At 71.3% G+C, this 25,687-nt stretch carries 26 protein-coding genes; 14 read left to right on the top strand and 12 right to left on the bottom strand.

All coding sequences use genetic code 11. From position 1 onward, the window contains the following. Positions 1-72: 72 nt before the first annotated feature. The gene (locus tag KGS77_RS04985; protein ID WP_242578861.1) at positions 73-924 is read left to right on the top strand and encodes an alpha/beta hydrolase; all 852 of its coding nucleotides are present in this window, start codon (positions 73-75) and stop codon (positions 922-924) included. 140 nt (positions 925-1,064) lie between these two features. Here the strand turns inward: KGS77_RS04985 and KGS77_RS04980 are convergent, their stop codons facing one another. Next, on the bottom strand, positions 1,065-3,317 hold the full coding sequence (locus KGS77_RS04980; protein ID WP_242578860.1) for a D-alanyl-D-alanine carboxypeptidase: 2,253 nt from the start codon (positions 3,315-3,317) through the stop codon (positions 1,065-1,067). A gap of 751 nt (positions 3,318-4,068) precedes the next feature. Further along, positions 4,069-4,290, bottom strand: a complete 222-nt coding sequence (locus KGS77_RS04975) for a hypothetical protein (RefSeq protein WP_242578859.1) — start codon at positions 4,288-4,290, stop codon at positions 4,069-4,071. Positions 4,291-4,747: 457 nt separating this feature from the next. Between KGS77_RS04975 and KGS77_RS04970 the strand changes: the two genes are divergently transcribed. The 3 genes from KGS77_RS04970 (at position 4,748) to KGS77_RS04960 (ending at position 7,117) form a co-directional block, all read left to right on the top strand. Then, positions 4,748-6,178, top strand: a complete 1,431-nt coding sequence (locus tag KGS77_RS04970) for a histidine kinase (RefSeq protein WP_242578858.1) — start codon at positions 4,748-4,750, stop codon at positions 6,176-6,178. Positions 6,179-6,182: 4 nt separating this feature from the next. Then, positions 6,183-6,842 carry a response regulator transcription factor gene (locus KGS77_RS04965; protein WP_242578857.1) on the top strand — a complete coding sequence of 220 codons (660 nt, stop codon included), beginning with the start codon at positions 6,183-6,185 and terminating at the stop codon, positions 6,840-6,842. A 71-nt stretch (positions 6,843-6,913) separates the two neighbouring features. Beyond that, the gene (locus KGS77_RS04960; RefSeq protein WP_242578856.1) at positions 6,914-7,117 is read left to right on the top strand and encodes a hypothetical protein; all 204 of its coding nucleotides are present in this window, start codon (positions 6,914-6,916) and stop codon (positions 7,115-7,117) included. A gap of 21 nt (positions 7,118-7,138) precedes the next feature. Here the strand turns inward: KGS77_RS04960 and KGS77_RS04955 are convergent, their stop codons facing one another. Continuing rightward, entirely contained in the window at positions 7,139-7,573 is a 435-nt protein-coding gene (locus KGS77_RS04955; RefSeq protein ID WP_242578855.1) for a hypothetical protein, read from the bottom strand. 24 nt (positions 7,574-7,597) lie between these two features. After that, positions 7,598-8,446: a helix-turn-helix transcriptional regulator gene (locus tag KGS77_RS04950; RefSeq protein ID WP_242578854.1), complete on the bottom strand. Its 849-nt coding sequence runs from the start codon at positions 8,444-8,446 to the stop codon at positions 7,598-7,600. A gap of 233 nt (positions 8,447-8,679) precedes the next feature. Here KGS77_RS04950 and KGS77_RS04945 point away from each other — a divergent pair, with 233 nt between their 5' ends. After that, the gene (locus tag KGS77_RS04945; protein ID WP_242578853.1) at positions 8,680-9,438 is read left to right on the top strand and encodes a glucose 1-dehydrogenase; all 759 of its coding nucleotides are present in this window, start codon (positions 8,680-8,682) and stop codon (positions 9,436-9,438) included. A 156-nt stretch (positions 9,439-9,594) separates the two neighbouring features. On the opposite strand, the gene KGS77_RS04940 is transcribed toward KGS77_RS04945, so the two are convergent. Together KGS77_RS04940 and KGS77_RS04935 are read right to left on the bottom strand one after the other, a co-directional pair. Beyond that, positions 9,595-10,095, bottom strand: a complete 501-nt coding sequence (locus KGS77_RS04940) for a DinB family protein (protein WP_242587296.1) — start codon at positions 10,093-10,095, stop codon at positions 9,595-9,597. A gap of 182 nt (positions 10,096-10,277) precedes the next feature. Further along, positions 10,278-11,138 (bottom strand): LysR family substrate-binding domain-containing protein, encoded by an 861-nt coding sequence (locus KGS77_RS04935; protein WP_242578852.1) that lies wholly within the window; start codon positions 11,136-11,138, stop codon positions 10,278-10,280. 58 nt (positions 11,139-11,196) lie between these two features. Between KGS77_RS04935 and KGS77_RS04930 the strand changes: the two genes are divergently transcribed. Beyond that, positions 11,197-11,595 (top strand): DUF5997 family protein, encoded by a 399-nt coding sequence (locus KGS77_RS04930; protein WP_242578851.1) that lies wholly within the window; start codon positions 11,197-11,199, stop codon positions 11,593-11,595. 199 nt (positions 11,596-11,794) lie between these two features. Here KGS77_RS04930 and KGS77_RS04925 read toward each other — a convergent pair whose 3' ends face one another. After that, complete coding sequence (locus tag KGS77_RS04925) at positions 11,795-12,478, bottom strand: TetR family transcriptional regulator (RefSeq protein WP_242578850.1); 684 nt, start codon at positions 12,476-12,478, stop codon at positions 11,795-11,797. A gap of 48 nt (positions 12,479-12,526) precedes the next feature. On the opposite strand from KGS77_RS04925, the gene KGS77_RS04920 reads away from it, so the two are divergent. From KGS77_RS04920 to KGS77_RS04905, 4 genes are all read left to right on the top strand, one after another. After that, positions 12,527-13,465 (top strand): oxidoreductase, encoded by a 939-nt coding sequence (locus KGS77_RS04920; protein WP_242578849.1) that lies wholly within the window; start codon positions 12,527-12,529, stop codon positions 13,463-13,465. A 203-nt stretch (positions 13,466-13,668) separates the two neighbouring features. Next, complete coding sequence (locus KGS77_RS04915) at positions 13,669-14,949, top strand: HEAT repeat domain-containing protein (protein ID WP_242578848.1); 1,281 nt, start codon at positions 13,669-13,671, stop codon at positions 14,947-14,949. 159 nt (positions 14,950-15,108) lie between these two features. Next, complete coding sequence (locus tag KGS77_RS04910; RefSeq protein WP_242578847.1) at positions 15,109-16,566, top strand: hypothetical protein; 1,458 nt, start codon at positions 15,109-15,111, stop codon at positions 16,564-16,566. A gap of 8 nt (positions 16,567-16,574) precedes the next feature. Next, positions 16,575-16,940, top strand: a complete 366-nt coding sequence (locus KGS77_RS04905) for a hypothetical protein (protein WP_242578846.1) — start codon at positions 16,575-16,577, stop codon at positions 16,938-16,940. A gap of 134 nt (positions 16,941-17,074) precedes the next feature. Here KGS77_RS04905 and KGS77_RS04900 read toward each other — a convergent pair whose 3' ends face one another. Both KGS77_RS04900 and KGS77_RS04895 read right to left on the bottom strand, forming a co-directional pair. Further along, entirely contained in the window at positions 17,075-17,569 is a 495-nt protein-coding gene (locus KGS77_RS04900; protein ID WP_242578845.1) for an SRPBCC family protein, read from the bottom strand. After that, positions 17,557-18,456 (bottom strand): RNA polymerase sigma-70 factor, encoded by a 900-nt coding sequence (locus KGS77_RS04895; RefSeq protein WP_242578844.1) that lies wholly within the window; start codon positions 18,454-18,456, stop codon positions 17,557-17,559. The genes KGS77_RS04900 and KGS77_RS04895 overlap by 13 nt, the downstream gene beginning before the upstream one ends. A gap of 332 nt (positions 18,457-18,788) precedes the next feature. On the opposite strand from KGS77_RS04895, the gene KGS77_RS04890 reads away from it, so the two are divergent. The 4 genes from KGS77_RS04890 (at position 18,789) to KGS77_RS04875 (ending at position 22,765) form a co-directional block, all read left to right on the top strand. Next, positions 18,789-19,253, top strand: a complete 465-nt coding sequence (locus tag KGS77_RS04890) for a hypothetical protein (protein ID WP_242578843.1) — start codon at positions 18,789-18,791, stop codon at positions 19,251-19,253. Next, on the top strand, positions 19,166-20,326 hold the full coding sequence (locus KGS77_RS04885; RefSeq protein ID WP_242578842.1) for an alpha/beta hydrolase: 1,161 nt from the start codon (positions 19,166-19,168) through the stop codon (positions 20,324-20,326). The genes KGS77_RS04890 and KGS77_RS04885 overlap by 88 nt, the downstream gene beginning before the upstream one ends. Before the next feature lie 165 nt (positions 20,327-20,491). Further along, positions 20,492-21,028 carry a hypothetical protein gene (locus tag KGS77_RS04880; protein ID WP_242578841.1) on the top strand — a complete coding sequence of 179 codons (537 nt, stop codon included), beginning with the start codon at positions 20,492-20,494 and terminating at the stop codon, positions 21,026-21,028. Positions 21,029-21,331: 303 nt separating this feature from the next. Next, positions 21,332-22,765: an erythromycin esterase family protein gene (locus tag KGS77_RS04875; protein WP_242578840.1), complete on the top strand. Its 1,434-nt coding sequence runs from the start codon at positions 21,332-21,334 to the stop codon at positions 22,763-22,765. Positions 22,766-22,816: 51 nt separating this feature from the next. On the opposite strand, the gene KGS77_RS04870 is transcribed toward KGS77_RS04875, so the two are convergent. The 3 genes from KGS77_RS04870 to KGS77_RS04860 form a co-directional block, all read right to left on the bottom strand. After that, positions 22,817-23,056 (bottom strand): hypothetical protein, encoded by a 240-nt coding sequence (locus KGS77_RS04870; protein WP_242578839.1) that lies wholly within the window; start codon positions 23,054-23,056, stop codon positions 22,817-22,819. 72 nt (positions 23,057-23,128) lie between these two features. Further along, positions 23,129-23,548, bottom strand: a complete 420-nt coding sequence (locus KGS77_RS04865) for a class I SAM-dependent methyltransferase (RefSeq protein ID WP_242578838.1) — start codon at positions 23,546-23,548, stop codon at positions 23,129-23,131. Between the two features lie 262 nt (positions 23,549-23,810). Next, positions 23,811-25,685, bottom strand: a complete 1,875-nt coding sequence (locus KGS77_RS04860; RefSeq protein ID WP_277994184.1) for a TniQ family protein — start codon at positions 25,683-25,685, stop codon at positions 23,811-23,813. Positions 25,686-25,687 lie beyond the last annotated feature (2 nt).

The following is a 25,687-nucleotide window of genomic DNA, read 5'->3' as shown; positions in this document are numbered from 1 at the left end:
GCGTGCCGTGCCGCGGCGGAACGCGGCGCCTCGGCCTTGCCATGATCGCCGTACGGCCACGAGGATGGCGCCATGCCTGCCCTCACCGCCCCGGACGGGACCGAACTCGCCTACCACGTACGGGGAGAGGGCGAACCGCTGCTCTGCCTGCCCGGCGGGCCGATGCGGGCCTCGGCCTACCTCGGCGACCTCGGCGACCTCGGTGGGCTGTCGCGGCAGCGCCGGCTGATCATGCTGGATCTGCGGGGTACCGGTGACTCCGCGGTGCCCGCCGATCCGGCGACGTACCGCTGTGACCGGCAGGTCGCCGATGTCGAAGCGCTGCGCACCCACCTCGGCCTGGAGCGCGTCGATGTCCTCGCGCACTCCGCGGCCGGTGATCTCGCGCTTCTGTACGCGGCCCGGCACCCCCGGCGCGTCCGTACCCTCGTCCTGGTCGCCGCCCGCGCTCGCGCCCTCGGCGTGGACTTCACCGAGGAACACCGGCGGGAGGCCGCCGCGCTGCGCAAGGCGGAGCCGTGGTACGAGGCCGCGTACGCCGCGTACGAAGCCGTCTGGAACGGCTCGGCGACCGACGCGGACCGGACCGCCGTCCTCCCGTTCTTCTACGGCCGCTGGGACCCGGCGGCCCAGGCGCACGCGGCGGCCGAGGGCGAGCAGACCAACGACGAGGCCGCGGACCGCTTCGCGGCACCCGGCGCCTTCGACCCCGCCGCGGCGCGGGCCGCCGTCGCCGCGCTGGAAGCGCGGGTTCTGGTCCTGGCGGGCGCGGTGGACGGCGGACCGCTGCCCCGGGTCGCCGCCGGGGTCGCGGAGCTGTTCCCCCGGGCCGAACTGAGCGTCCAGCCGGGCGCCGGCCACTTCCCCTGGCTCGACGACCCGGGCCGCTTCAGCCGGACCGTCGAGGCGTTCCTCGCACGGTGACGGCCGCGTCGACGGCTGCGTCGACGGCCGGGCCGACGGCTGCGTTTCTCGCGCCATGACGGCGGCGGGCCGGTGGAGTGCTCCCCACCGGCCCGCCGCCGTCTCTCCTACGGTGTCCGCCGCACCCCGGTCCGCGCCGGCTACCCGAGGCGGGTGAGCTTGGCGCCGAACGACGGCTCGGCCAGGTCCTTCTGCAGCGCCACCGGCATCTTCACCTCGCCCATTCCGCTGCCCGCGGTCAGTACGCCGACCGTGGTGCCGGCCTTGGCGCTGTGCGGGACCGGCTTGCCGCCGTCGGAGAGCTTGAGCGTCACCGACGCGCCGGGCCACCCGATGACGGTCATGTCCTTGGTGGCCACCAGCGGCGTCCGGCCGCCGAGGCCGTCGTCCACGGCGCCCACGACCGCGCCCTTCTTCACGACCTGCCGCGTCGTCAGGTCCTTGCCGGCGGCGAGGATCAGGTCCCGGCTGCCGAACATGGCGGTGTCGATGGCCGGCTTCTTGTGCTGGCCGAACAGCGCGCCGATGATGAGCTGCTTGGTGCCGCCCACCGTCTTCTCCGCCGCGAACAGCAGGTTGCCGCCCGCCTTGGTCGTGGAGCCGGTCTTGATGCCGACCACGCCGTACATCGGTATGAGCTTGTTGAAGTTGCGCTGGACCCGGCGCGTCGCCTCCGTGTTGCCGCCCGAGGTGGTGGTGGAGGTGTAGGACGGCATCTTGGCGATCGCCCGGAACACCGGGTCCGTCATCGCCTTCTTCGCCAGCTTCACCTGGTCCTCGGCCGTGCTGACGGTGCTCTCCTGCAGACCGCTGGCGTCGGTGTAGGTGGTGTTCGTCATCCCCAGCTCCTTCGCGGTCGCGTTCATCTTCGCGATGAACGCCTCCTCGGAACCGGCGTCCCAGCGGGCCAGCAGCCGCGCGACGTTGTTCGCGGAGGGCAGCATGACGGCCTCGATGGCCTCCCGCTCGGTGATCCGCTGCCCCTTGTGCACCTCGACGACCGACTCCTTCTCCGCGTCGCCCTTGGTGTAGTCGTCCTCGGCCTTCTGGTCCACGTCGATGGACGGGCCCTTGGCGTCCCCCTTGAGCGGGTGGCTCTTGAGGATCAGGTACGAGGTCATCACCTTGGCCACGCTGCCGATGGGCAGCGGCTTCATCTCCCCGTACGAGCCCATGTGGCCCAGGCCGTTGATGTCCACGACGGCCTGGCCCTCCGAGGGCCACGGCAGCGACGGCTTGGCGCCCTCGAAGACGGTGGTGGCCTTGGCGGTGAGCACCGTCGACGGGTCCGGCAGCGGACGCACCATCTGCACGACGACGAAGATGATCGCCAGCAGCGCCACGATCGGCGTCCAGATCTTCACCCGGCGCACGACGGTACGCATGGGCGTCTCGGGCGGCGGCGGGGTGTTGGTGAGCTGCGCCAGCAGATCCAGCGGCGGCAACGGCTGCTGCTGCGTACGCTCGGTCTCGGGCAGCCCGGCCGCCTCCGGCGACGGGGAGGCGGCGGCGGACGCCGGCGCACCCGCGGTCTTCGCCGGTGCGGGGGACGCGGGCGTGCCGGACGGCGCGGGGGGCGCAGCCGGCGTCACCGGCGGGGTGGCGGCCGGGGGAGCGGTACGGGCGGCCGGCGCCGTGGGTGTCACGGGCTTCGGCGGCTTGGCCGGCCGTACATCCGTCGACTTCAACGCCACGAACCGGCTGGTCCGCTCGGAATCCGACTCCTCGGCCGCCGGCTTTGCGGCACCCGGCTTGTCGGCACCTGGCTTGTCGGCACCCGGCTTCTCTGTGGTCTCTGCCGTCTTCGGCGTCGGCTTCTCGGCCGTCTTGCCGTCGGTCCGGGGCCCGGCCTGGTGCTTGGCGTCCGGACCACCTTCCGTGCCCGTACCGGAACCCTCGCCGCCCTCGCGCTCAGCCGCCCACTTGGGCACGGCCGTCGTCTTGAGCTGCATCGTCGGCTCCGGGTCGGCCACCGGCCCGGGCTTGTCCGCCGCCTTCGGCTCCGCCGGCTCCGGCTCCGCCGCCTTCGGCCCGTCGGCCGTCTTCGGCTCTGCGGCGGCCTCCGGCTTCGCTTGAGCAGCGGCCTCGGCCTTCGGCTGAGCGGCGGTAGCCTTCGGCTCAGGGTCCTCCTCGGGCGCGACATCCGCCCCGGGAGCAGCGCCAGGTTCCGCGGTCGCCTTCTCTTCGGTGTCCGCCCCGCGCCCGGTGCCCGCGTCGGTGGCCCTGCTCGTGGCGTCACCGCTGCCCTCAGCGTCGCCCTTGCCGTCCGCCTTGCCGTCCGCGCTCATCGGCTCCGCCGCGGTCGTCCCGCCCGGTTTGCAGGTCTGATCTCCTGAGGGTCGGCTCCGCTCCGATGGGTCGGGGGACTCACCCGTCACCGATATCTCGCTCATGCGTTGTGCCGTCTCCTTGCTTCTCACATGTCCTGCCGAACGACCGGTGTCCCGGAGCCGTGGGACACCTCGGAGCGTAATGCCCTTATGGAGCCGCCTTGACCAGGGAATCCCATAGAGGACATCGCCGACGTGCTAGATGCCAAGGGCATACCTTCCGGTTCCCTGCGGAAGCACCCATGTGCCCAGAAACCGCGCCCGTCTTCGCGTGCCGCGCCGCGGGTGCCGACACCTCCGCCACCTTTGTTGAACGATCAGAACGATCAGTTGGTCATCGGTGGCGCTGCGTCATCGGTCGTCGGGGGGAAGAGCCGGTCCAAGGAGAGGATACGGAGTCGGCCGCGTGCTCGTCCTGCCCTGCCGCCCGACGGCCGTACCGCGCTTATCGCGCTTATCGCGTCGGACCAGAAGGGCCAGGGCCCAGGGCCGGCCGAATGTGCGGCCGGCCACGGCCGGGGTCGGCTACGCCGAAGGTGCGAACGGCTCGCGCAGGCGCTTCCTGGCGTCGGGGTCCGGCGCGTCGTCCCCGGAAGGCGTCGGGTCCGACGGTGCCACCTCGCCGAAGTCCGGGGAGAGAAATGGGTTGGTCGCCGGTGGGCGGGACCCTGGAACAGGGCGGAATCGCGCCGGCTCCGGCGCGGAGAACAGTGGGGTGGCGTCGATGGGACGGCTCACTTTCGGTCTTTCGCTTTCAGGTCTGTCCGCACGGGATCTCCGTGGCGGGACGTGGGGGGAGTGCTGCCCGGCGGGCTCACAGCTTGGTCATCTTCGTGTACGGGCTGGTGATCCGCTCCTGTACGGAGCCGAAGTCGACCAGCACCGCGATCTCGCCCTCGGCACCGATGACCCGGCCGAGGCCGTGCTCGTCATGGGTGACCCGGTCTCCCACGGCGAAGTGCTCGGGCGGTGGTGCGGGTGACGTTTTGAAGGGGCTCGCGGGCAGTTGGCGCCGGGCTGCGGCTGACTTTGTCATTGCCGTCAGTATGCGCCTGTCGAGGCGGAGTGCGGCCCGGTTTTTGTCCCACGCCCGCAAGTACTGCTGCGGAACGCATGATTCCGGGTCCTTGAACCCGGTACGGCACGGCCTCGTCCGGTGGCCGTACCGGGTCCGGCCGTACCGGGTCCGGCCGTGCCGTACCGCAACCGGCCGTTGGTCCATCTGCCGTGCGGCAGTCAGCCGGCGGCCCGGTGGGGCGCGTCCGTACCGTTCGCCATCGAGCCCGTGACCGGCGGCCGTCCGTAGGATCTTGCGTCCGTGGATCCACGAGGCGGGCAGGCCGCCGACATGCCCTGCCGGGGCCGGGCAGCGACCCCGTATGGGAGAAAGGTGGCGGACGCGCATGAACCGGACAACTCCGAGAGCGTTCCTGAAAAGAACCCGTGCCGGCGGCAGTATGAGCGCCACAGACGCTACGGGTGCTACCGGCGGTATGAGCGTGACGAGCGGCATGACGCGCCGTGACGGTGCCCTGGCCGTCGCGGCTGCCGCCGTGGGTGCCGCCGTGGCGGCCGTCCTCGCCGTCACGTACGGAACGAGCCCCTTCGCCACAGCCCCGACCCTGGCAGCCGTCGCATTCGCCATATGGGCGGTCGGCTCCCGGCCGCGCTCACGGCAGCGTCTCGCCCGGCCGCTCACGCTGATCGCCGCCCTCTCACTGGTGACCACCTTCTGCACGCCTGCCCTCGCGGCGACCGTCGGCGCGCACTGGAAACTCGCCGAGGCGGGCATGCTGCTCGTCCTGCTCGTCGCCGTGGTCCGCCACGCGCCGGTCCGGCAGGCGGTGACGGCGGTGCTGGCGGTCGGCGCCGCCGTCAGCTTGTGGTCGCTGCCGCTGATGAAGCCGAGGTCCGCCCTGGAACTGGCCGGCGCCGGCGCGTTCTGGGCCCTGCCCGTACTCGGCGCGGCCCTCCTCGGTGGATATCCCCGCTACATGGAGTACCGCGGGCGCCAACTGGTCACCGAGGCCCGCCGGACGCAGCGGCTGGACCTGGCCCGGGACCTCCACGACTTCGTCGCCCACGACATCAGCGGGATCGTCGTCCAGGCGCAGGCTGCCCACTTCCTGGCCGCCTCCGACCCCCAGCAGGCCGTTCCGGCTCTTCAGCGCATCGAAAAGGCCGGACTGAACGCGCTGGCCTCCATGGACCGCATGGTACGGACGCTCCACGACGCGGACGACGCGAACGTTGCCGATGACGCGGGCGAGGCCGGCCTGAGCGGCGACGCCGAGCGTACGGATACGTACGCAGCCGCCGGTGCCGCCACCGGAGCACACACGAACGGCGGCGCGGCGGGCACGCCCGGGGCCGTCGGCGGAAGCACGGCGGCGGCCAAGGTCGAGCCGTTGCCCGGGATCGGGCAACTCCCCGGCCTGATCGAGCGCTTCTCGGATGCCGGGGCCACCGGGGCCCGGCTCGACATGGCCCCGGACGTGGTGGACGCCCTCTCCCGCGACGCGGGTTCCACCGCCTACCGGGTGGTCATCGAAGCCCTGACCAACGTACGACGGCATGCGCCGGGCGCGGCCCGTGTGGACGTCGTGCTCAGCAGGATTCGTACGCCCGAGGGGACCGCGGCGGTTGAGGTCCGCATACGCAACGACGCGGGAACGGCGGCCGGAGCACCGGCGGGCACCGGCCTCCTGGCGTCCGCGCGCCGCAAGCGGGACGGCCACGGAGGGCGCGGCCTGCGGGGGCTGCGCGAACGGGTGCGGGTGGTCGGCGGCGACCTGACCGCCGGTCCGTACGAGGGAGGCTGGCAGGTCGTGGCCGTGCTCCCCGGGCCGGAGGGTGTACTCCCCGGGCCAGGGGCCGTGCTTCCGAGATCGTCCGCGCGGACTCCCACGCGCAAGGGATCATGAGAGGGTGACCATACGCATACTGCTGGCCGACGACCAGGACGACGTCCGCAGCGGCTTCCGGCTCATCCTCGACTCGCAGCCGGACATGAGTGTCGTCGGCGAAGCGGCCGACGGCGCCACCGCTTTGGACCTGGCCCGGACCCTGCGTCTGGACGTCGTCCTGGCGGACATCCGCATGCCGCGGCTGGACGGCCTGGAACTGACCCGGCTCCTGGCGGGCCCGCAGGCCGCACAGCCCACCAGGGTCGTCGTCGTCACCACCTTCGACCTGGACGAGTACGTCCACACGGCGCTGCGCAACGGTGCCTGCGGCTTCCTGCTGAAACGTTCCGGCCCGGCCCTGCTGATCGAGGGTGTCAGGGCGGCCATGGCCGGTGACGCGCTGATCAGCCCACAGATCACCGTGCGGATGCTGGGGCGGCTGTCGGAGCCACCGGGGCCGGCCGCCGGCCCGGCCCCGCTCACCGACCGCGAACAGGACATCGTCCGCCTCGTTGCCCGTGGCCGTACCAACGCCGAGATCGGCGCCGAACTCTTCATCACGCCGGGCACCGCCAAGACCCATCTCGCCAACATCCAGGCGAAACTGAAGGTCCGCAACCGCGTCGGCATCGCGGCCTGGGCATGGGAAACGGGGCTGGTCACACCGCGATCGGAACGTTGAGCCAGGCGGGCTCGGCCACGGCCGACCGCCGGGGAGCCCCCACTGTCAGTGGCCCCTGTTACGTTCCGTACATGACCGGATCAAGTGATCTCCCGCGGCGGTTGGCGCAGGACGCCGAGCACGTCGACCTGCCGGCGTGGCCCGGCGAGTTCACCATCGGCGAGCGCGACCCGTCGGAGACCCTGCGGCTCCCCAACGGTGCGCCGCCGCACCCGATAGCCGGGTGCGGCGGCGGAGGCACGTATCCGCGGCAACCGGCCGTGTCGCTGAGGTGATCCTGCGTTTCCGGGCGGATGTCACGCAGCCCACTCCTGCCCCGGGTCTCTGAGGGCCTTCCTGGTCACCGGGACCGTCACGGGATCGGCAGCGGACGTCGTCCTGTCCGCTCGGCGGACGTCGATGACGGCCTTGCCCGGCACGCGGCGGCCTGCCGGCTCGGCGGCTGCCCGCGCCACCTGCGTCCAGTCGGTGCGCAGGGCGACTTGTGGGTCCAGCTCGCCGCGGGCGGTGAGGGCGGAGAGCCAGGTGAGGTCGGCGCTCAGGCCTACGGAATCGTCCAGCAGGTAGAAGGTGGTGATCTGCCGGTTGTGGCGATGGCCGTTGCCGAAGAGGGCTCCGTAGGGGAACCGCTCGCCGTCGCCGGATATATGACCCGCGGCGACCAGCACACCGTTCGCGGCCAGGACGCCGTGTGCGGTGACCAGGTGGGCGCCGCCGACCAGTTCGACCACGCCGTGCACCGCTCCGTCGGATGATCAGCGGTGGGCCCGGGAGGCGGGGCGGCGGTGGGTGGCGTGGATGGAGCCGAGCAGATCGAGGGACTGGGCGCTGGGGCTGCCTGGTTCGGCGTGGTAGATGACGAGTTGCTGGCCGGGGGCGTCGCGTACGTCGAAAGCCTGGTAGGTGAGAGTCAGGGGGCCGACGTCCGGGTGGCGGAAGTGTTTGGCGTCCCGGGTCTTGCCGCGCACGGTGTGGGCGTTCCAGAGACGGTTGAAGTCCGAGTTGTGCTCGGTGAGGGTGCGGACGAGTGCGCGCAGCCGTGGGTTGTCCGGGTCGAATCCGGTTGCCTCGCGGAGGTTGGCGACGGCGGCCCGTGCTGCCCGGTCCCAGTCCGTGTAGAAGATGCGACCTGCGGAGTCGAGGAAGGTCATACGGGCCAAGTTGTCCGCCGGATCGAACGGGGCGTAGAGGGCATCGGCCAAGGCGTTCGTGGCGAGCAGGTCCAAAGTCCGGTTCATGACGAACGCCGGAGTGTTCGGGTAGCCGTCCATCAGTTGTCGCAGCGCCGGGCTCACCTGCTCGGTGGCACGGGCGGAGGGCCGGTCGTTCGGCGTGGCCCCGGCCAGCCGGTACAAGTGCACGCGGTCCTCCGTGTCGAGGTGCAGTGCGCGGCTGAGTGCGTCAATCACCTGGGGTGAGGGGTTGCGCTCGCGGCCCTGTTCCAGGCGGGCGTAGTAGTCGGCGTTGACCCCGGCCAGGACGGCGACCTCCTCGCGGCGCAGTCCGGCGACTCTGCGGGGTCCGTGACTCGCCATGCCGACGGCCTCCGGCCGTAGGCCGGCGCGGCGTGCGCGCAGGAAATCTCCCAGGTGGTTGTCGTCCATGTCGTCAGGCTAGGTGAGGGCCCGGGGTGCTGCCTGGGTGTGCCGTGCCCAGTCAGCACGCGTCCTGGTTGATGGCCGGTGACCTGCCCAGACTCGGTGGAACGGGGAGCAGAAGCAGTCGTGGTGAAGGCCGGGCCCCGTGACCGGCACCGGGAGGTGACTCCGCCGTCGGCGGGCCAGGAAATCCCGGCGCAGCAGTCAGTCAACAGCAACGAGGATCAAGGACCACATCCATGACAGGACAACGGCTTGACGGCAGGGTCGCGTTGATCACCGGCGCGGTCGGCGGCCTCGGCGCAGCGACCGCCGAGCTCTTCGCCGGCGAAGGCGCCCGGCTGGTGATCACCGATGTCGCCGAAGGTCCCCTGCGGGAGCTGTCGCACAGGATCGAGGCACGCGGTGCGGAGGTCGTCGCCGCCCGCCTCGATGTCTCCTCCGCGCGGGAGTGGGACGAAGTGATCACCCTCGTACGCGACCGGTTCGCACGGCTGGACGTGCTGGTGAACCTCGCCGGCATCCTGGACTGGCCAGGTATCGAGGACACGCGGGAAGAGGAGTGGAACCGGGTCATCGACGTGAACCAGAAAGGCACATGGCTCGGCATGAAGGCGGCGATGCCGCTCCTGCGTGCGAGCGGCAACGCGTCGGTGATCAATACGTCGTCCGTACTCGGCCTGGTGGGAAGCGGGGCAGCCGCGGCCTACCAGGCGTCCAAGGGGGCCGTGCGCCTGTTGAGCAAGACCGCCGCGGTCGAGTACGCCCGACAGGGAGTACGGATCAACTCGGTGCATCCCGGCGTGATAGCCACGCCGATGATCCAGGACCTCCTGGACGACCAGGGCGACCAGCAGCCGGACATCCAGCGCACCCCCATGCGCCGAGCCGGCCGTGCCGATGAGGTCGCTCCCGCGATCCTCTTCCTGGCCTGCGACGACTCCTCGTTCGTCACCGGCGCGGAGCTGGTGGTCGACGGCGGGCTCACCGCGCACTGAACAGCCCGGCCGTACGACGTCCACGTGGGCCCGCCGTGAACGCGCCGACGGCGCGGCGGCCCACCCGGTCCGCGTACCGCACCGCTGCACAGCACTTCAGGTGCCCTGATCGGCCCCGCACGCACAGACACCTTCTCCAGTTCTCACCAGGCCGGGTCAGACGCCGGTGCTGCCGTCTATGCGTTCGCGAATGAGGTCCGCGTGTCCGTTGTGCCGGGCGTATTCGGCGATCATATGGGTGTATATCCACCGCAAGCTCACCTCACCGCCCATGAACGGGGCGGTGTCCTCCAGCGATCGGCCGGCACAGTTGGCGCGGGCCCGGGCGATCTCGTCCTGCCAGGCGGCCCGCGCCGTCGCGAACGAGACGCCGTCCATGAGGTCGAACCCGCCGTCGTGACCGTCCGGGCCGTCCGCGCCGTCCTGCGCGGGATGGACGGGCGGCACGTCCTCGCCCGTCAGCACGCGGCGGAACCAGTTCCGCTCGACCTTGGCCATGTGCTGTACGAGTCCTTGCAGCGTCAGCGGCGAGGGAGGCACGGAAGCGTCGCGCACCTGTTCCTCGGTAAGCCCCTCGCACTTCATGGCCAAGGTCGCCCGGTAGAAGTCCAGCCAGCTCTCCAGGCTCGTGCGCTCCTCGGCGTTCAGGGGCGGCATCGGCCGTTCCGTCATCGGTCGTTCGGTGGTCGGCCGCTCAGTCGTCGTTCGCTCGGTGCTCGTCATGGCACCGATCGTGCCAGCAGGGTCTGACAACGCCGTGGTGCCCGCTCACACCCGCCAGGAGATACGGGAGCCGACCACGATCCCGTACGAGTCCTGGACGCCCCGCGACCTCCGTGTCACCGGCGGGGTTTGCCGCGCCGGCCACCCCGCGCGCTGCCGCCGGAACCGGCCCGGGAACTCTTGCCGGCCGACTTCCCGCCCGTCCTGCCGCCGGTTCTTCCGCCTGCCGTCCCACCCGCTGCCCCGCCCGTCCTGCCGCTCGCCCTGCCGCTCGTCCCGCCGCCCGGCTTGCCGGACGCGGGCTTGTGCCGCGCCCGGTCCGTACCGGCGGAGGAGTTCTTGCCCTTGGGTTCCGCGGCGTCCCGGGGACGGCCCCGGGAGCTGTTGACGGTCCGGCCGCGGACGATGCCGATGAAGTCCTCCACCAGATCGGTGGTCGCCTCTTCCGGCCAGGACAGCGCCACACGTGACTCGGGGGCGTCCGTCACCGGCCGGTACGTCAGGTCCTTGCGGTGGTGCAGACGGGCCAGTGACTGCGGGACGACGAGCAGCCCCACCCCCGCCGCCACCAGCTCGACGGCGTCCGCGGTCGTGGCCGGGCGCTCGATCGCGGGTCGCCCCGGCAGCCGTTCCCAGTCCAGGGTGTCGTCCAGGGGATGCAGGACGACGTCGTCGGCCAGGTCCGCCAGGGACACCTCGTCGACCGCCGCCACGACGTGGTCCTTGGGGATCACGACCACCGTCGTCTCGGTGTAGAGCGGGATCGCGCTGAAGTACGTACGGTCGACCGGCAGCCGTACGAATCCCGCGTCGGCACCGCCGTCCCGCAGCACCCCGCACGCCTCGGCGGCAGACACCGCGACGAGGGTCAGCGGGACATCGGGCAGCCGCTCGTTCCAGATCCGCACCCATTTGGCGGGTGTCACTCCCGGGACATACGCGAGCCGGAACGAAGGGGAAACTTCCGAGCCTGTCACCCCGCCAGGTTACCGGCCGTGGTCGGAGGCGGCGCACATGCTCGATACCCTTGACACCATGACGTCGCACCAGAACACCCAGACGATGAAGCCCGCGACCGCGGCGAAGAAGCTGGGTGTGTACCTCCCCGCCACCCCCACGGAATTCCAGGAGGGGGTCGTCTCGCGCGCCGAACTGAACGCGCTCCAGACCGACCCGCCCGAGTGGCTGCGGGAACTGCGGCGCAACGGCCCGCACCCCCGTCCGGTCGTCGCGGCGAAGCTGGGTGTCTCCATTTCGGGCCTCGCCCGCGGCGGGATCACCGACGCCCTCACCACGGAGCAGATCGACGCGCTGAAGCAGGACCTTCCCGAGTGGCTGCAGAAGGAACGCGCCACCCAGGCCGATGTCCGCAAGGAAGCGGCGCGCATCAAGAAGAAGAGCGAGGAGCGGGAAGAGCGGGAAGAACGCAACTAGCGGGAAGAACGTTCAGGGCGACACGAACGTCAAGAACGTCGCCCACCCACGTGGGGCCCGGTCGCCGGGCCCCACTCGGGCCCGCGAAGCCGAAGGGCCCTGGGAAGCGCTCCACCGGGGGCGGTGTCCGTACGTACGGTGCGTACCGTACGTACGGCTTCCTGCATCGCCCGGCAGCAGCCGTCCGGCAGCCGGCGGGCTACCGCCGCCCGGCGGCGTCCAGTGCCGGGGCCATGACGGCGAACGCCCGGTCCAGGAGTGCGGCCGGGTCCTCGGTGCCGTCGCTGCCGCTCCACCGTTGCAGCACGGTGTCGAAGGCGGTCAGCGCCATCCCGGCGGCCAGCCGCGGGTACAGATCGGTGGCGGGGTCGAGCCCCAGATGGCGTGCCAGCTCCGCCGTCAGATCGTCGCGCCACCGCGCCTGACGCTCCAGGAAGCGCGCGTAAAGAGCGGGCGTCCGCAGAATCAGCCGGACCACTCGCAGTGCCCTGTCGGAGCCGTCGGAGCTGTCGATATGGGCGGCGCAGGCGGCGAGGGAGACCCGTACGGCGTGCAGCAGCGCCACCGAGGGCCGCTCCTCCGCGGGGCGGGCCGCCAGCTCCGCGCGCATCCCCGCGCCCATGCCGGCCAGGAACTGGACGACCACGTCCTCCTTGGACGCGAAGTACCGGAAGAACGTCCTCTTGGACACGCCGGCGGCGGTGACGATCTCGTCGATCGTGACCGCCTCGAACCCCTTTGTCGCCAGTAGCTGCAACGCCGCCTCGGTCAGTTCATCCGACACGAGCTGACGTTTGCGCTGGGCCAGGCTGACTTCGGGGCGGGAATTCACCGGGCCATCGTAACGCCATGCCGAAAGTGACACCAAGGCGCGTCGCGGCATCGAGGGCATGCATTGACACCGAGTGCCACGAGCGACAGCATGTGCCGCATGACGCGACAGAAGCGGTGGACCGCCGAGCAGATATCGGACCAGACCCAGCGGGTGTTCGTCGTCACGGGGGCCAACAGCGGCCTCGGTCTGGCGACCACCCGGGCGCTCGCCCGCCGGGGCGGGCAGGTGATCCTCGCGGTACGCGACGAGGAGAAGGGCCGCCGGGCAGTCGCCGGGATCACCGCCGAGCAGCCGGACGCCCGCCTTGAGGTGCGCCGTCTCGACCTGGCCGACCTGGACTCCGTACGGGCCTTCGCCCAACAGATGCACGCCGATCACCAGCGCCTGGACGTGCTCATCAACAACGCCGGAGTCATGGCGCCGCCCCGCACACTGAGCGCGCAGGGCCACGAGCTGCAGTTCGCCTGCAACCACCTCGGCCACTTCGCGCTCACAGGGCTGCTGCTCGACCTGCTCACGGCCGGGCGCGAGCCCCGCGTGGTCACGGTGAGTTCGGTCAACCACCGGAAGGCGCGTATCCGCTTCGACGACCTCGCCGGCGAGCGGGGCTACTCGCCCATGGCCTTCTACAACCAGTCCAAGCTGGCCAACGCCGTCTTCGGACAGGAACTCCACCGGCGGCTGGCCGAGAGCGGCAGCCCGGTGCGCAGCGTGCTCGCCCACCCCGGCTACACCGCCACCAACTTGCAGACCAGTGCGCCGGTCGGCCTGTGGCGGGTGGTCTTCGGCCGCATCGGCAACCCGCTGTTCGCCCAGGCCCCGGCCGACGGCGCGCTGCCGCAGCTGTACGCGGCCACCGACCCGGGTGTGGAGAGCGGTTGGTTCATCGGGCCCGACGGCCCGGCCGAGCTGCGCGGCGGCCCGACACGTGTCGAGCCGGCCGCCTCGGCGTCCGATCCGGAGACCGGCCGCCGGCTGTGGGAGGTGTCGGAACGGCTGACCGGCGTACGCTTCGCCTTCCCGACCCGCGTCTGAGGCGCCGCCGTCCCCGCCCGATGTGCCTGGGGCGGACCGCTCGATCCACCTCAGGGGCCGCTCGATCCACCTCAGGGGCCGCCCGGCGGCGGTGTACGGCGGGCGGCGGGCGGCCGACCCCCGTACGTACCGGCCGGGCCGCCCGGTCGCCGCCCCCTCCCGCATTAAGATCTTGATCTCGACGGGAAGGCGGGTCGGGGGAGATGGACGAGAAGGCGACGGCGCTGATAGCGGCCGTACGCAGCGGGGACGCGGCGGCCGTCGGGGCACTGCTGGAGGCGGGCGCCGACGCCGAGGCCACCGACGAGCACGGCACCCCCTTGCTGTGTCTGGCGGTGGACACCTTCGACCTGTCGGTCGTCGATCCGCTGCTGTCCTGGGGGGTCCGGCTCGACCGCCCCGCCGGGGACGGCCGTACGCCCTTGCTGCGCGCGGTCGGCCTCGGCGCGTACGGCATCGCGCAAGCGCTCATCAGCCGCGGGGCGTCACTGCGGTTCCGCGACGCCGACGGGCGGGACGCCCTGGCGCTGGCCCGGCACTGGCACGAGACGGGCGCCGAGGCGGAACTGCGCCGCAGAAGCGGAGCGCCGGGGCCGGCCGGCCGCCGGATCCTGAGCACGGACACCGACACGACGTGCGAGGAGCTGTCCCTCGGCGGCCTGACGGTACGGACCGGGCACACCGCCATCCTGACCGAGCTGGAACCCCGGTACGGGATCACCGTCGGCTTCGAGGAGTTGCTCTCCCGCGCCCTGGCCGAGCCGGACGTCGAACGTGAGGTGTGGTGGGCGGCCCTGTCCACCCTCCAAAAGCGTGCGGAGGCCGCCGTATGGGACGCGGCTGCCGCCCTACGGGAGCGCCCGGACCCGTTGGCGCGGTACTTCGGCGCGCGCCTGCTCCACCTGGTCATCGTCCTCGACGACAGTGAGGACGAGACCTTCGACCGGCCGCTCGTCGACGTCCTCCTGCCCTGGGCGGCACAAGAGGAGGACGTACGGGTGATGCGGGCCCTGGCCGCCGCCCTGGCCGACGCCTTCGACGACCGGGCCGCACGGCCGCTGCCCGCGCTCGCCCGGCATGCGGACGCCGAGGTCCGGGGGTGGGCGGTCTCCGGTCTGTACGGGCAGGTCTCACGGGGACACCCCGAGGCGCTGGCCGCCGCCGCGGCGTGCACCAGGGACCCGGCCGCCGAGGTGCGCGGGCACGCCTGCCGGGTGCTCGGCCAGGCCCCCGCCGGCTCCACCGCCGCTTCGGACGCCCTCGCCGCGTGTCTTTGCGACCGGGACGAGGCCGTACGGGTCCAGGCGGCGGTACGGCTGGCCCTGCGCGACGATCCACGTGCCGACGAGGTGCTGGACGGTCTCGGCGCGGTGGACGGCACATCGCCGTACTACTGGGATCTCGACAGCGTGTGGCGCCATCGCGAGCGCTCGGCGACGCAGACGCCTGGGGCCGGTGCGGCGCCCGGTGCGGCGAACTCGTAGAGGAAAGCCTTGTGTCGTAGAGGCGGACACCCTCTGCCATAGAGGTGGGGCCTGTGCCATATGCCATGGAGGCGGGCCCTGTGCCATAGAGGCGGGCCCTCTGCCGTAGAGACGGGCCCTGTGTCATAGAGGCGGACCCACCGACGTAAGGTCGCGCGCATGCTGGAAGGGATCGACGACATCGACTGGGCCGCGCTGGAGCACGCGTACGGGCCCGCGGACGACGTGCCCGGCCTGCTGCGGGCGGCCGGCTCGGCGGACCCGCGGGCACGCGAAGCGGCGCTGGAGGAGCTGTTCTCCTCACTGTGCCACCAGGGCTCGGTCTACTCGGCGACCGCCGCGGCCGTGCCGTTCCTCGCGCGACTGGCCCTGGACGGCCCCGGCGACCGGCGGGCGCTGCTGGAGCTGCTGCACGGCGCGGCCGACGGGACCGGGCCCGCGTACCGGCAGGTGCGCCGGGCGGTGGCCGGGGCACTGCCGGCTCTGCTGGGCCTGGCGGCGGATAAGGACCGGCGTGTGCGGCGCGCGATGGTGTGGACCGTCGCCGCCTGCCAGGAGGCTTCCCTGCCGCTGCTCCCGTTGCTGCGGGCCCGCCTGGCCGAGGAGGACGACGCCGAGGTACGGGCCGACCTCGTCACGGCGCTTGGTCTGCTCGACGTCTCACCGGACACCAGGAACGCCCGCAACCGGGCGCTGCTGTCCGCGTCCGAGCCGCCGGTGCGCAGGGCGGCGGTGACGGACCTGCTGCGTACGGCGCCGCTGCCGCTGCCGGCCGGCCTGGTGGAGTCGGCGCTCGCCGCGTACGAGGCGGCGCCCGGCGACGACACCGACCACCCCTGGCCCGACTCCTACCGCCCGCTCGCCGACCGCCTGATGGACGACCCGGACGCGGCACTGAGGGCGGTGGCCCGCGGGCTGCCGCTCGCCTGGGAGCTCACCGAGGTCTGGCGCGACCGTGAGCGCGATGTCCTGCCGTGGCTCGCCGCGTCGGCGCGGGACGCGGAGGACCTGTGCCGGGTGGCGAGGGTGGGCGCCGCGCTGGAGGGCGGTGCGCCGGCGCCATGGCTGGAGCCGCACCTGAGGTCCGGGGAGCCTGCCGTACGGATCGCCGCGACGCATGCCGCGGTCCGGCTGCGGGTACCGGACGCGGTCGGTCTGGTCGTACGCCTGATGGACGAACTGCCGGAGGAGACCGCGGCCTTGCGGCTGACTCCCTTCACCGCTCCCGGCACGGTCGTGACCGCGGCGGTGGAGGTGTTCGGCGCGGCGGCCGAGCCGGTGGCACGGCGCGTCGCGGCCCGGCCGCGTACCGAGTGGCTGGACGCGCTGGCGCGCTTCCCCGCGCTCGCCGCCGGCCGCGTGGAGGACCTGATCCGTCTGCTGCCCGCTTCGGCCGGGGTGCTCGCCGCGCTGGGCGGGCGGCGGGCCCCGAGGCGGTCCGGGCCCTGCGCGTACATGCCGGATCCGGTGACCTGTCCGCGGCCGTCGCACTGGCGCGGACGACGGGCGACGCGGGGCCTGCGACGGAGGCGGTACGGGCGCTGCCGGACGCCGTGCCGCGCCGTACGGCAGCCGTCCGGGTGGCGGGAGAACTCGGCCCGTCCGCGGCGGATTTGATTCCTCTGGTGGAGCAGCGGCTGCGGGCACCGGACCGGGAGAGCCGGGCGGAGGCGGCTGCCGCGATCTGGCGTGTCACGGGCCGCACACACGACACGGCACCGGTGATCGCGGACCTGTTCACCGGCCGCGGCACCCGCCATGGAACCTGCCACGGCACCCACTGCGGCACGCTCCGCGAACCGCATCTGCGCGCCCTGCGCACCCTGAGGGCGATGCGTCTGCTCCCGTCGGCGGCCCGTCCCGTGGTCGAGCACATCGCCCGCTCCCCGCGCCGCGTCGCCTCCGGCTTTCCCTGCGACGGGACCCCGCACCCGGACCTGGCCGCGAGAGAGCTGGCACGGGCGCTGCTGGCGTCGGCCGGGACCGGCTGACGCCGCCTGCTGCCGCCGCCCCGGTGGCGGATCGGGCCGTAGGACCGTACGGCCCTACGGCCCTACGGCCCGTGCGCGAGACGACGAGATGACGGCCGGCGCCGGCGCCGACGCACAGCGCACCCGAGAGACCGTCACGCCCGGCTCCGGCTCCGGCTCCGGCCGTTCCGGCTCCGCTGCCCTCGCCGCCCGGTCAGCGCGGTGTCGGCAGCGGTGAGGATGTTGCGGAAGGTACGGGTGAGAACCGGCCGTACGACGAGCCGGGTCACCAGCGCGCCGAGCAGCGGTACACGGAGTTCGGCGCGGGTCGTCCAGCGGACCCTGGTGCCGCCGTCGGTCTCCGTGAACGTCATGCGGCCGAGTTCGTGCCGGGACGGCGGCAGGCTGCGCTCCACGACGTACTCGGTGACGTGCGGCGGGTCGTAGCGGGTGATGCGTTCCTCGAACCAGCCCGTCAGCCAGAGGTGGCTGCGCACCGCGCCGACGCCGTAGGGCGCGGCCTGGCCGCGCCGGGTCAGGCGGCAGCGCAGCACCAGAGGCGAGCGGGTGTAGTTGGTGGTCGTGGTGAGCCAGGCGAACACCTCGTCGACCGGGGCGTCGATGACGTACTCGACCGTCATGGTTTCCACGGCTGGGGTCCTTTTCTGTCGAGCGGACGCACTGTCTCGGTACGGTGCAGCTTGTCCGGATTGCGTATGCCGTACAGGCCGGTGATCCGTCCGTCGCGGATCTCGAAGGCGACCAGCCAGTCGAGCGCGCCGCCGGTGAGGAACCGTACGGCCGGCATGCCATTGCAGGCGGTGTGCTCGACGCGGGCCGTCGCGGTGGTGCCGGTGCGGTACACGCCGAGGACGAACCGGGTCACGTCGCTGCGACCGGTGACCGGGCGGCGGGCGGCGACCGCCTTCCCGCCGCCGTCGGAGATCACCACGACATCCGGCGCCAGCAGGTCCATCAGCGCCTGGACGTCCCCGGTCGCCGCCGCGCGCAGGAACCGCCGGACGATCTCCCCGGCGGCACCGGAGTCGGGCTCGAAGCGCCGGCGCCGGGCCCGGACGTGGCTGCGGGCGCGGTGGGCGATCTGCCGTACGGTGACCTCGCTCCTGCCGATCGAGGCGGCGATCTCGCCGTGGGAGTAACCGAACACCTCGCGCAGCACGAACACCGCACGCTCGGCCGGGGTCAGCGTCTCCAGGACGAGCAGCATGGCCATCGACACGGACTCCGCCAGGACCACATCGTCGTCCACCTCCGGTGCGGTACGGATCGGTTCGGGCAGCCACGCGCCGACGTACTCCTCACGCCGTGCCCTGGCCGCGCGCAGGTGGTTGAGGGACTGCCGGGTCACCACGCGGACCAGATAGGCGCGCGGATGCCCGACCGTCGCCGGATCGACCGCACTCCACCGCAGATAGCTCTCCTGGAGCACGTCCTCGGCGTCGGCGGCACTGCCCAGCATCTCGTAGGCGAGGGTGAACAGCAGCGGACGGTGCTCGGTGAAGGCGTCCTCAGCCACGGCCCACCCCCCGCACCCTTCGGCAGCACTGCGGCATCGCACCCGGCTCCTCTCCGCTCTTCCCGGACGCCCATCGAGACACCCCGCGCCGGCGAACCGTGACGGCCCTGCCCTGTGATTCGCTTCACAACCCGGTTCGTCCGGGGTGGTGGGGTGGTGGGGTGGTGTGGGCCCGGGCGAACCCTTTTCGGGAGCGAGGGCAGGGCCCTCAACGACCAACTGGCATGGTGAGTAACGGGGGTTAACCCTTGTAATTCCCTGGTGTTATCCGCAGTCAGAACCAGGGATTCACCCCATGGAAATGTGCTCAAGCCGCTCTTAGCGTGAAAGGCATGAAACGCGCCACGGCCATCGCCGCCGTCACCCTGTTCACCCTGCCCCTGGCCGCCACGGCCACCGGTTCGGCGCCGGGTACGGCGGCGAACGCCTCGGCGTCCGCCGCCGTACCCGCCGACGGCCTCGACCGGTTCCGCCATCAGGCGCTGAAGTGGACCACCTGCAAGGGCGTAGCCGATCCGCCCCCCAAGGGCACCGAGTGCGCGACCGTCAAGGTTCCGCTGGATTACGGCGATCCCCGGGGCCCTGCCCTGGACATCGCGATCTCGCGGATCAAGGCCGCCGATCCCGCGAAACGGCGCGGCATTCTCCAGACCAACCCCGGGGCCCGGGAAGTCGCGGTCTGGGCACGCCCGCCGAACTCCGGGCGGCGATGCCACCCGAGGTCGCGGCGGCCTACGACATCATCGGCATGGACACCCGCGGGGTCGGCGCGAGCAGTCCGCTGGACTGCGGGCTGACGCGGATGAGCTGGTTACGGTCGGTGGGCACGGACCTGGCGGGCTTCGAGAAGAGCTGGCGGCTGGCGAAGGACGACGCCGACGCCTGCTGGAAGAAGTACCCCGGCATCCTTGCGCACCTCTCGACCCGCAACATCGCCCGCGACGCCGACCTGGTGCGCAGCGTGCTGGGCGAGCGGAAGACCTCCTGGTTCGGGGAGTCCTACGGGACGGTTCTGGGCGCCACCTACGCCCAGATGTTCCCGGACCGCGTCGACCGGCTGGTCCTGGACAGCGCGCTCGACCCCGCCAAGTACGGCATGCGGTCGTTCCAGGACATGGGCCCGGCCAATGAGCGGGCGCTCGACGCATTCGCCGCCTGGGCCGCGCCGCGCGACCGCCGGTACGGTCTGGGCGCCACGCCCGCGGCCGTACGGGCCACCGTCGAGAAGCTGGTCCGCCGCGCGGAAGCCGAACCGATCCCGATCGCGGGCTTCCGGCTCGACGGCTACCTGCTGCCGTACGTCCTCTACATCTACGGGACGGACGAGGCCGACAACGCGGACTACGCCCGCGCGCTGCGCCAACTGCTGGATGCTGCGGACGGCAAACCGGTGCAGCCGACCCAGCAGTTGAGCGAGCTGCTGACCCTCATGTTCCGGCCGTGGACCGCCGGCGCGGACAGGGATCTGGCGGCCACACTCGGCGTGCTGTGCGCCGATGTCACGATGCCGCGCGACCCCGGGTGGTACCGGAAGGCCGTCGAACGGGCCCGGCCCACCCAGCCGGTCTTCGGCCCCATGCACAACGGCCCGGTCCCCTGCGCCTTCTGGAAGGAGAAGCCCCGCGAACCGCTGACGCGGATCAGCAACGACCTTCCCGCGCTTCAGATACAGGCCACCGGCGACACCCACACCACCTATGAGGAGGGGTTGGGCATGCACCGTGCGATACGCGGCTCCCGCCTGGTCACCGTACCCGTCCGCGCCCACACCGTGTATCTCTCCGCCCACAGCCCCTGCGCGAAGAAGGCCGTCAACGACTACCTCCTGAACGGCACCCTGCCACGGAAGGACACCACCTGCCCGCGCTGAACGGCGAACGGGCCCCGACCCTGACCCCGTTGAACCGGCACCTCGGACCGGCTGGGGTGGCTCACCCTGCCCCGTATCACGGGGATTTCTCGGACCCCGAGGCCACCGGAGGTCTACTGTACGGATACGGCGCACTACACACCGAAGTCGCCGCGGAGGAATCCTGTGACATCACCCTGCGATCCTCAGTACGCTGCCGCCGGTGATGTGGGCGCAGCGATCATGATGATCGACTCCCGGCTCAAAGGCGTCCGCGACGGCAAGACCGCGACCGACCCCGAAGAACAGGCGCTGATCGACCAGTTCACCGCGTCCCTGGGCCCCCGGGGGGCCGATGCCGTGCTGGACGGCACGTGCACGCTGATCTACCTGTTCATGAAGTGGCTGCGGATGGCTTATGAGGACCACGACAAGGACGTCATCGAGTACGTGGTGCCCAACCTCGTGGCCACGATGCGCATGATGCCCAAGAGCGTCCGCCCCGAGACCATCCCCACCATGGCCGGCCTGCTCATCGCCGCGGGCACCGGCCTGAGCCCCAACCTGTGGCGCAAACAGTACGGATACTGGACCAAGGACGAGATGACTCCCCTGGAGGTCACCACCTTCCTCCTCGCGGAGCACATCAACCGCCTCACCGACGACCCCGACTTCGCCACCCGCATGATCACCGAAGCTCTCTCCAAGACGGACGAGGACTGACGAGCCAAGACGGACCGGGACTGACGGGGACCGACGGGGACCGGGCCCGTCCCTCGGGCGGCTTGAGGGGAGTGGGGCTCGCGCGCCCACCGGACAAAGGCGATGCGTGCTGCGACCGCCCTTGATACGGTCCCGGACATGTTCCTGCGCGTCGGCCAGAGCTGGTTCATCAAGCCCCGCAGCGCCGCCTAGCGGCAAGCTGCGTTCAGCATTCCGACAGCTTCGCCGCACTCCGGTTTCCCGCCGGTGCGGTGCTCGACGCTGCCCGGCTCCGACGATGACTCACACCGCGGAGCACCCTTGATGAACGACCGGAACCACCACCACACTCACGGCGAACTGCGCGTGCGCGATCTGCGTGAACTCCACTCCCCGGCCGAGCCGGCCCTGACGGCCGCCCCGGCCGAACTGACGCGCTGGGTCGCCTCCCACGCCTTCCGGCTGGCCGACCTGGGCCCCGGAACAGACATGGAGGGCCCGCTCGATGACCTGGAGCCGCTGCGCGATCTCGTCGGCGGCGCGCGCGTCGTCGCGCTCGGCGAGAGTTCCCACCAGATCCGCGAGTTCGGCCTGCTGCGCCATCGCATCCTGCGTTTCCTGATCGAGCACCTGGGCTTCACCGTTTACGCCATGGAGTACGGAGCCGCCGAAGGCCGTGACGTGGACGCCTGGGTCCAGGGCGGGCCGGGCGACATCGACGGCCTCCTGGCCCCCGCGTGCGGCCGGGCCCAGGACGACAGCGCCGACAGCCACGGCAGGCCCGTCAGGGGCCTGGGGCAGCCCGCCGAATGCCGGGACACCCTGCGGTGGCTGCGCCGCCACAACGCCGGCGCCCCGCAGCCGGTCCGCTTCGTCGGCTGTGACATCCCCATGGCGGGCGGCTCGCTCGCGCCCGTACTGGAGCCGGTCGCCTCCTACCTGGCCGCTACCGACCCCGGCGCGCTGCGCTTTGTGAACACCGCGCTGGAGATCTCCGAGCCGATCGCGGGCGGGACGGTCATGGTGCCTGTCCACGCCAGGCTCGGCCTGGACCCGGCGGCGCAGGACCGCCTCACCACCGCGCTCGCCCGGTTGCTGGGCCGTTTCACGGACCTGCGGGAGATCTACACCGAGCGCAGCGGCCGTACGGCTTATGAGACCGCACTGTCGGACGTCCGCGCGGCGGTGACCACCGACCAGGCCCAGCGCGCCATGGCCGAAGCGCTCGCGGGCGCCCCGGACGGCCTGGCCTTCGCCGCCCGGGAGCGCTATCTGGCCGACACCCTGCTGGAGTTCCTGGAACGGTCCGGGCCCGGCACCCGGGTCGTCCTGGTCGGGCACAACGCCCACATCCAGCGCGCGGCCAACCGGGCCGACGGCCCCCTGGCGGCGGTGACCATGGGCAATCTGCTCTCCCGGGCACTGGGCACGGACTACGTTCCCCTCGCGCTGACCGGCAACGGCGGCGAGACGGTGGAGAACGTGCCCGACCGGGACCACCCGCTCGGGATGCGCTGGGCACGGGCCACCACCCCTGAAGCCGTGCCGGACAGCGTCGAGGCGCTGTTCGCGGGCGTGCCCGGGGAACCGGCCCTGGTGGACGCCCGGGCGCTGCGCGCGTACGCGCGACACCACGCCCTGCCCGAGCCCGTCCGAACCCGGCTGGACACCGCGTTCATCGAGATCCCCGTCCTGGAGGCGTTCGACGGGGTCATCTGCGTCCCGGACACCACCCTGACCGCCGACCTGCCGCGGTAGGCGGCAAGCGCGCCGGGCCACGGGCAGGGCGGGCCGTTCCGTCGGGCTCTGTCACAGCTTCTCGTAGACCGACACGTGCCTGCGGCTGGCCGCGGTGAAGGGGCTGCGATCCCAGTCGGTGTAGCGCTCGCGTAGACGCAGGCCGGCGAGCTGGGCCATCAGGTCCAGCTCGCTCGGCCAGCAGTAGCGGAGCCGCAGCGGTCGCAGCGTGGTGCCCTTCGCGTCGAACGCCACGCGCTGATAGGTGACCGCCTGTTCCACGGGATCGTGGAGCAGGAACTCCATGTTCACCGCACCTTCGGCCAGGGCGCGGGTGGCGACCCGCTGATGGCGGTCGAACTCGGTCAGATCCTGGATGAAACACTAGATGACGAACAGTCCGCCGGGCGCGAGGACCTTGGCGACGTTGCGGAAGCAATCGACCTGGCGTGCCTGACTGGGCAGGTTGAACAGTGTGTTGAAGACCAGGTACGACATCTGGAAGGGGCCGTCCACCGCCACGTCGGCCATGTCGCCGATCGTCACGGGGATCTCCGAGCCGCCGGGCTTCGCGCGTAGCTGCTCGACCATGGCGGGCGAGCCGTCGATTCCTTCGAGGGCGATCCCCCGTGCGGCCAGGGGAAGTGCCACTCGGCCCGTGCCGATCGCGAGTTCCAGGGCGCGCCCGTCCGCCGGGATCAGCCCGGCCAGGAAGTCGACGGCCTGCGTCGGTTCGTAGGCGTCCCGCTCGTCGTATTCGTGGGCGTAACGGTCAAAGAATGCAGGGTCGTTGAGTCCGCTCACGACGGGGGAGTCAACCACCGCGCGGCACGTCGCGCGAGCGAATAACTCTGGCACCGCACCACTGTGTGAGCGGGTCGCCGGCATCGATGTTCCGGGCGAATCGGTCCGCGTACTCAATGGGCTACAGGCCGTCGTCACGGTCCCTGTGACTGCGATTTTTAGTTGGCGGATCATGCTTTGAAACCTGGAGGTCAGGGGCGCCTTGAGAATTATTGTTGGCGGGTCTTGAAAGGGACAGTTGGCGGATCATGACCGTGGATGCTCACTGGGCGTGAGTGTCCGGGGGTCTGCTGCTCTGGGTGGGACCAGCTCCTGAGTCGATGTCCCGGGCAAGTCGCTGAGCGTACTCAGCAAGGGATTTGCGCAGTTGAGCGTAGTGGCCCATCGGATCAGGGCGGGTGAGCTGGAACCAGGTGGTGTTCCGACGCAACGTCCATGCCTGTTGGATTTGCTCAGGCTGCGCGGCTTCGATAGGACGGGGAGCGTAGAGGTGTTCACCTTGTGTGACCTGTGTCCAGATGAACACGGAGGCATCTTGGCGCTTGCGGTTATCGACCACGGGACGGATCGGGCCGGTAACGGGCGGGAGTTCGCTGACCAAGGCATCCCAGGTCTCACGATCCAGCACCCAGTGTTGAAGGACACTGCGTCTGCGCTGGTAGTCGATGAGCGATCGCGGATGCCTCCGCAGCTCTGAGGCGAGCTCACGGAGGGCTGCGTCGAAAGCAATGGGATCACATCGCACTCGTCCCCAAAGCCAAGCGCTGCTGGCTGTTTTGAACTGTAGTCGGTCGGGGTTGATGCCGAGGAACGTTGTGGCGTCTCCTTGGGAGCCGCCCATGGCCCATTGAACGAGCCGGACCGCGGCAGCTCGTCGTATGAGCTTGGGTGCTTGGTCGGACAGATGGGCAAGGTGACGTTGGTGCCAGTTCGACTCCAAGAACGCCGGGATGTGTTCGGGACGGTAGTCATCACGCACTGGTGCCCGGGTGCCTCGGCGACCGCCGACCTTTCGGAATGCTCGCGTCACGGGCTCAGCGGCTTCACGTAGCCGCTCGGAACAGTCATTCTCATGCCGGGCCAGCAAGAGGGCCCATGGCGTCTGGCTCGGCTTGCCGTTGAAGGCGGCCTGGAGGAACCGTGACAGAAACACAGAGAGGTCATCCGCGGCAAGGACACGCTGTGCGACCTTCAGCAGGACGGAACAGGCGACTGGGTCGCGAGGCGGTGGCGCGTCGATGATCCGGCGCCCGAGCCTCGTGCCAGCACTGGCATTCAGGACGCGGACATAGGAGTCGATCCCTTCGGCGGAGGCGGCGTCGAACAGGTGCTTGCCTTGCGGCCATGAGGTGATGATCAAAGTGGCGATCAGTCGGAGATCGGTGAAGTACTGGGACGCGTCCGTGGCTGGAGCCGGCGGTGCCAGGCGGGCAAGGAGGGATTCTTGGAAGCGGAGGACGTCTGCAGTCGGTTGTGACAGGTCATCGCGTGCGCGGGCGACAAGCTGATCCAGTCGGCTGGCGCAAGCTCGGGATTTCCTCTTCTGCGTCTGGGTGTCGATCGTCCACCGGCATCGCGCTGGATGCAGGGTGTGGTCGTTGACCCGCTGAATCAGATGCCCTGATGAGTTGCGAGGCTGACCACAGTGCGGGCAGCCCGCCTGCAGGTAGGTCTGATGCTCGACGCAGGCGAAGACGACGGGCAGGTGCCAGAGCTTGCGCCAGGGGCCGCCGTGCAGTTGTTGGGCCGGAGTGCCGTCGCCCGCCAGGCAGGAGGGACAGAACCGCGGAGAGCCGACGAAGAGCCATGCGTCCGGCCTCAGTTGACGTCCTGGGCTGGGAGTAGACCGGGCAATCGGCGGATATCGGTTCCGCCACTGTGTCAGCGTCAGTGCCGTGACCTCCCCGACTGTCTGCCTCGTCAGCCGGGCGAAGGCGTCGGCCTGTGGCCTGGGGAGGTCCAGCAGCAGACGGCCGGGGACGTGATGTGGGTGAGCGCGCTCGGTCCAGCCCGCCGCACGGATCAGGTGCAGAGGTGAGAGATTGAGACGGTGCCCGAGCCGAAGCAGGTAGCTGACCAGGGACTCTCCTGACACCGGTTCGAAGCTCCTGGGCAGCGGGTCGGCGGGTCGTCTCATAT

The sequence above is a fragment of the Streptomyces sp. MST-110588 genome (assembly GCF_022695595.1).
Lineage (GTDB): Bacteria > Actinomycetota > Actinomycetes > Streptomycetales > Streptomycetaceae > Streptomyces.
Note: the sequence above shows the minus strand (reverse complement) of the source record. Positions and strands in the feature narration are given on the sequence as shown.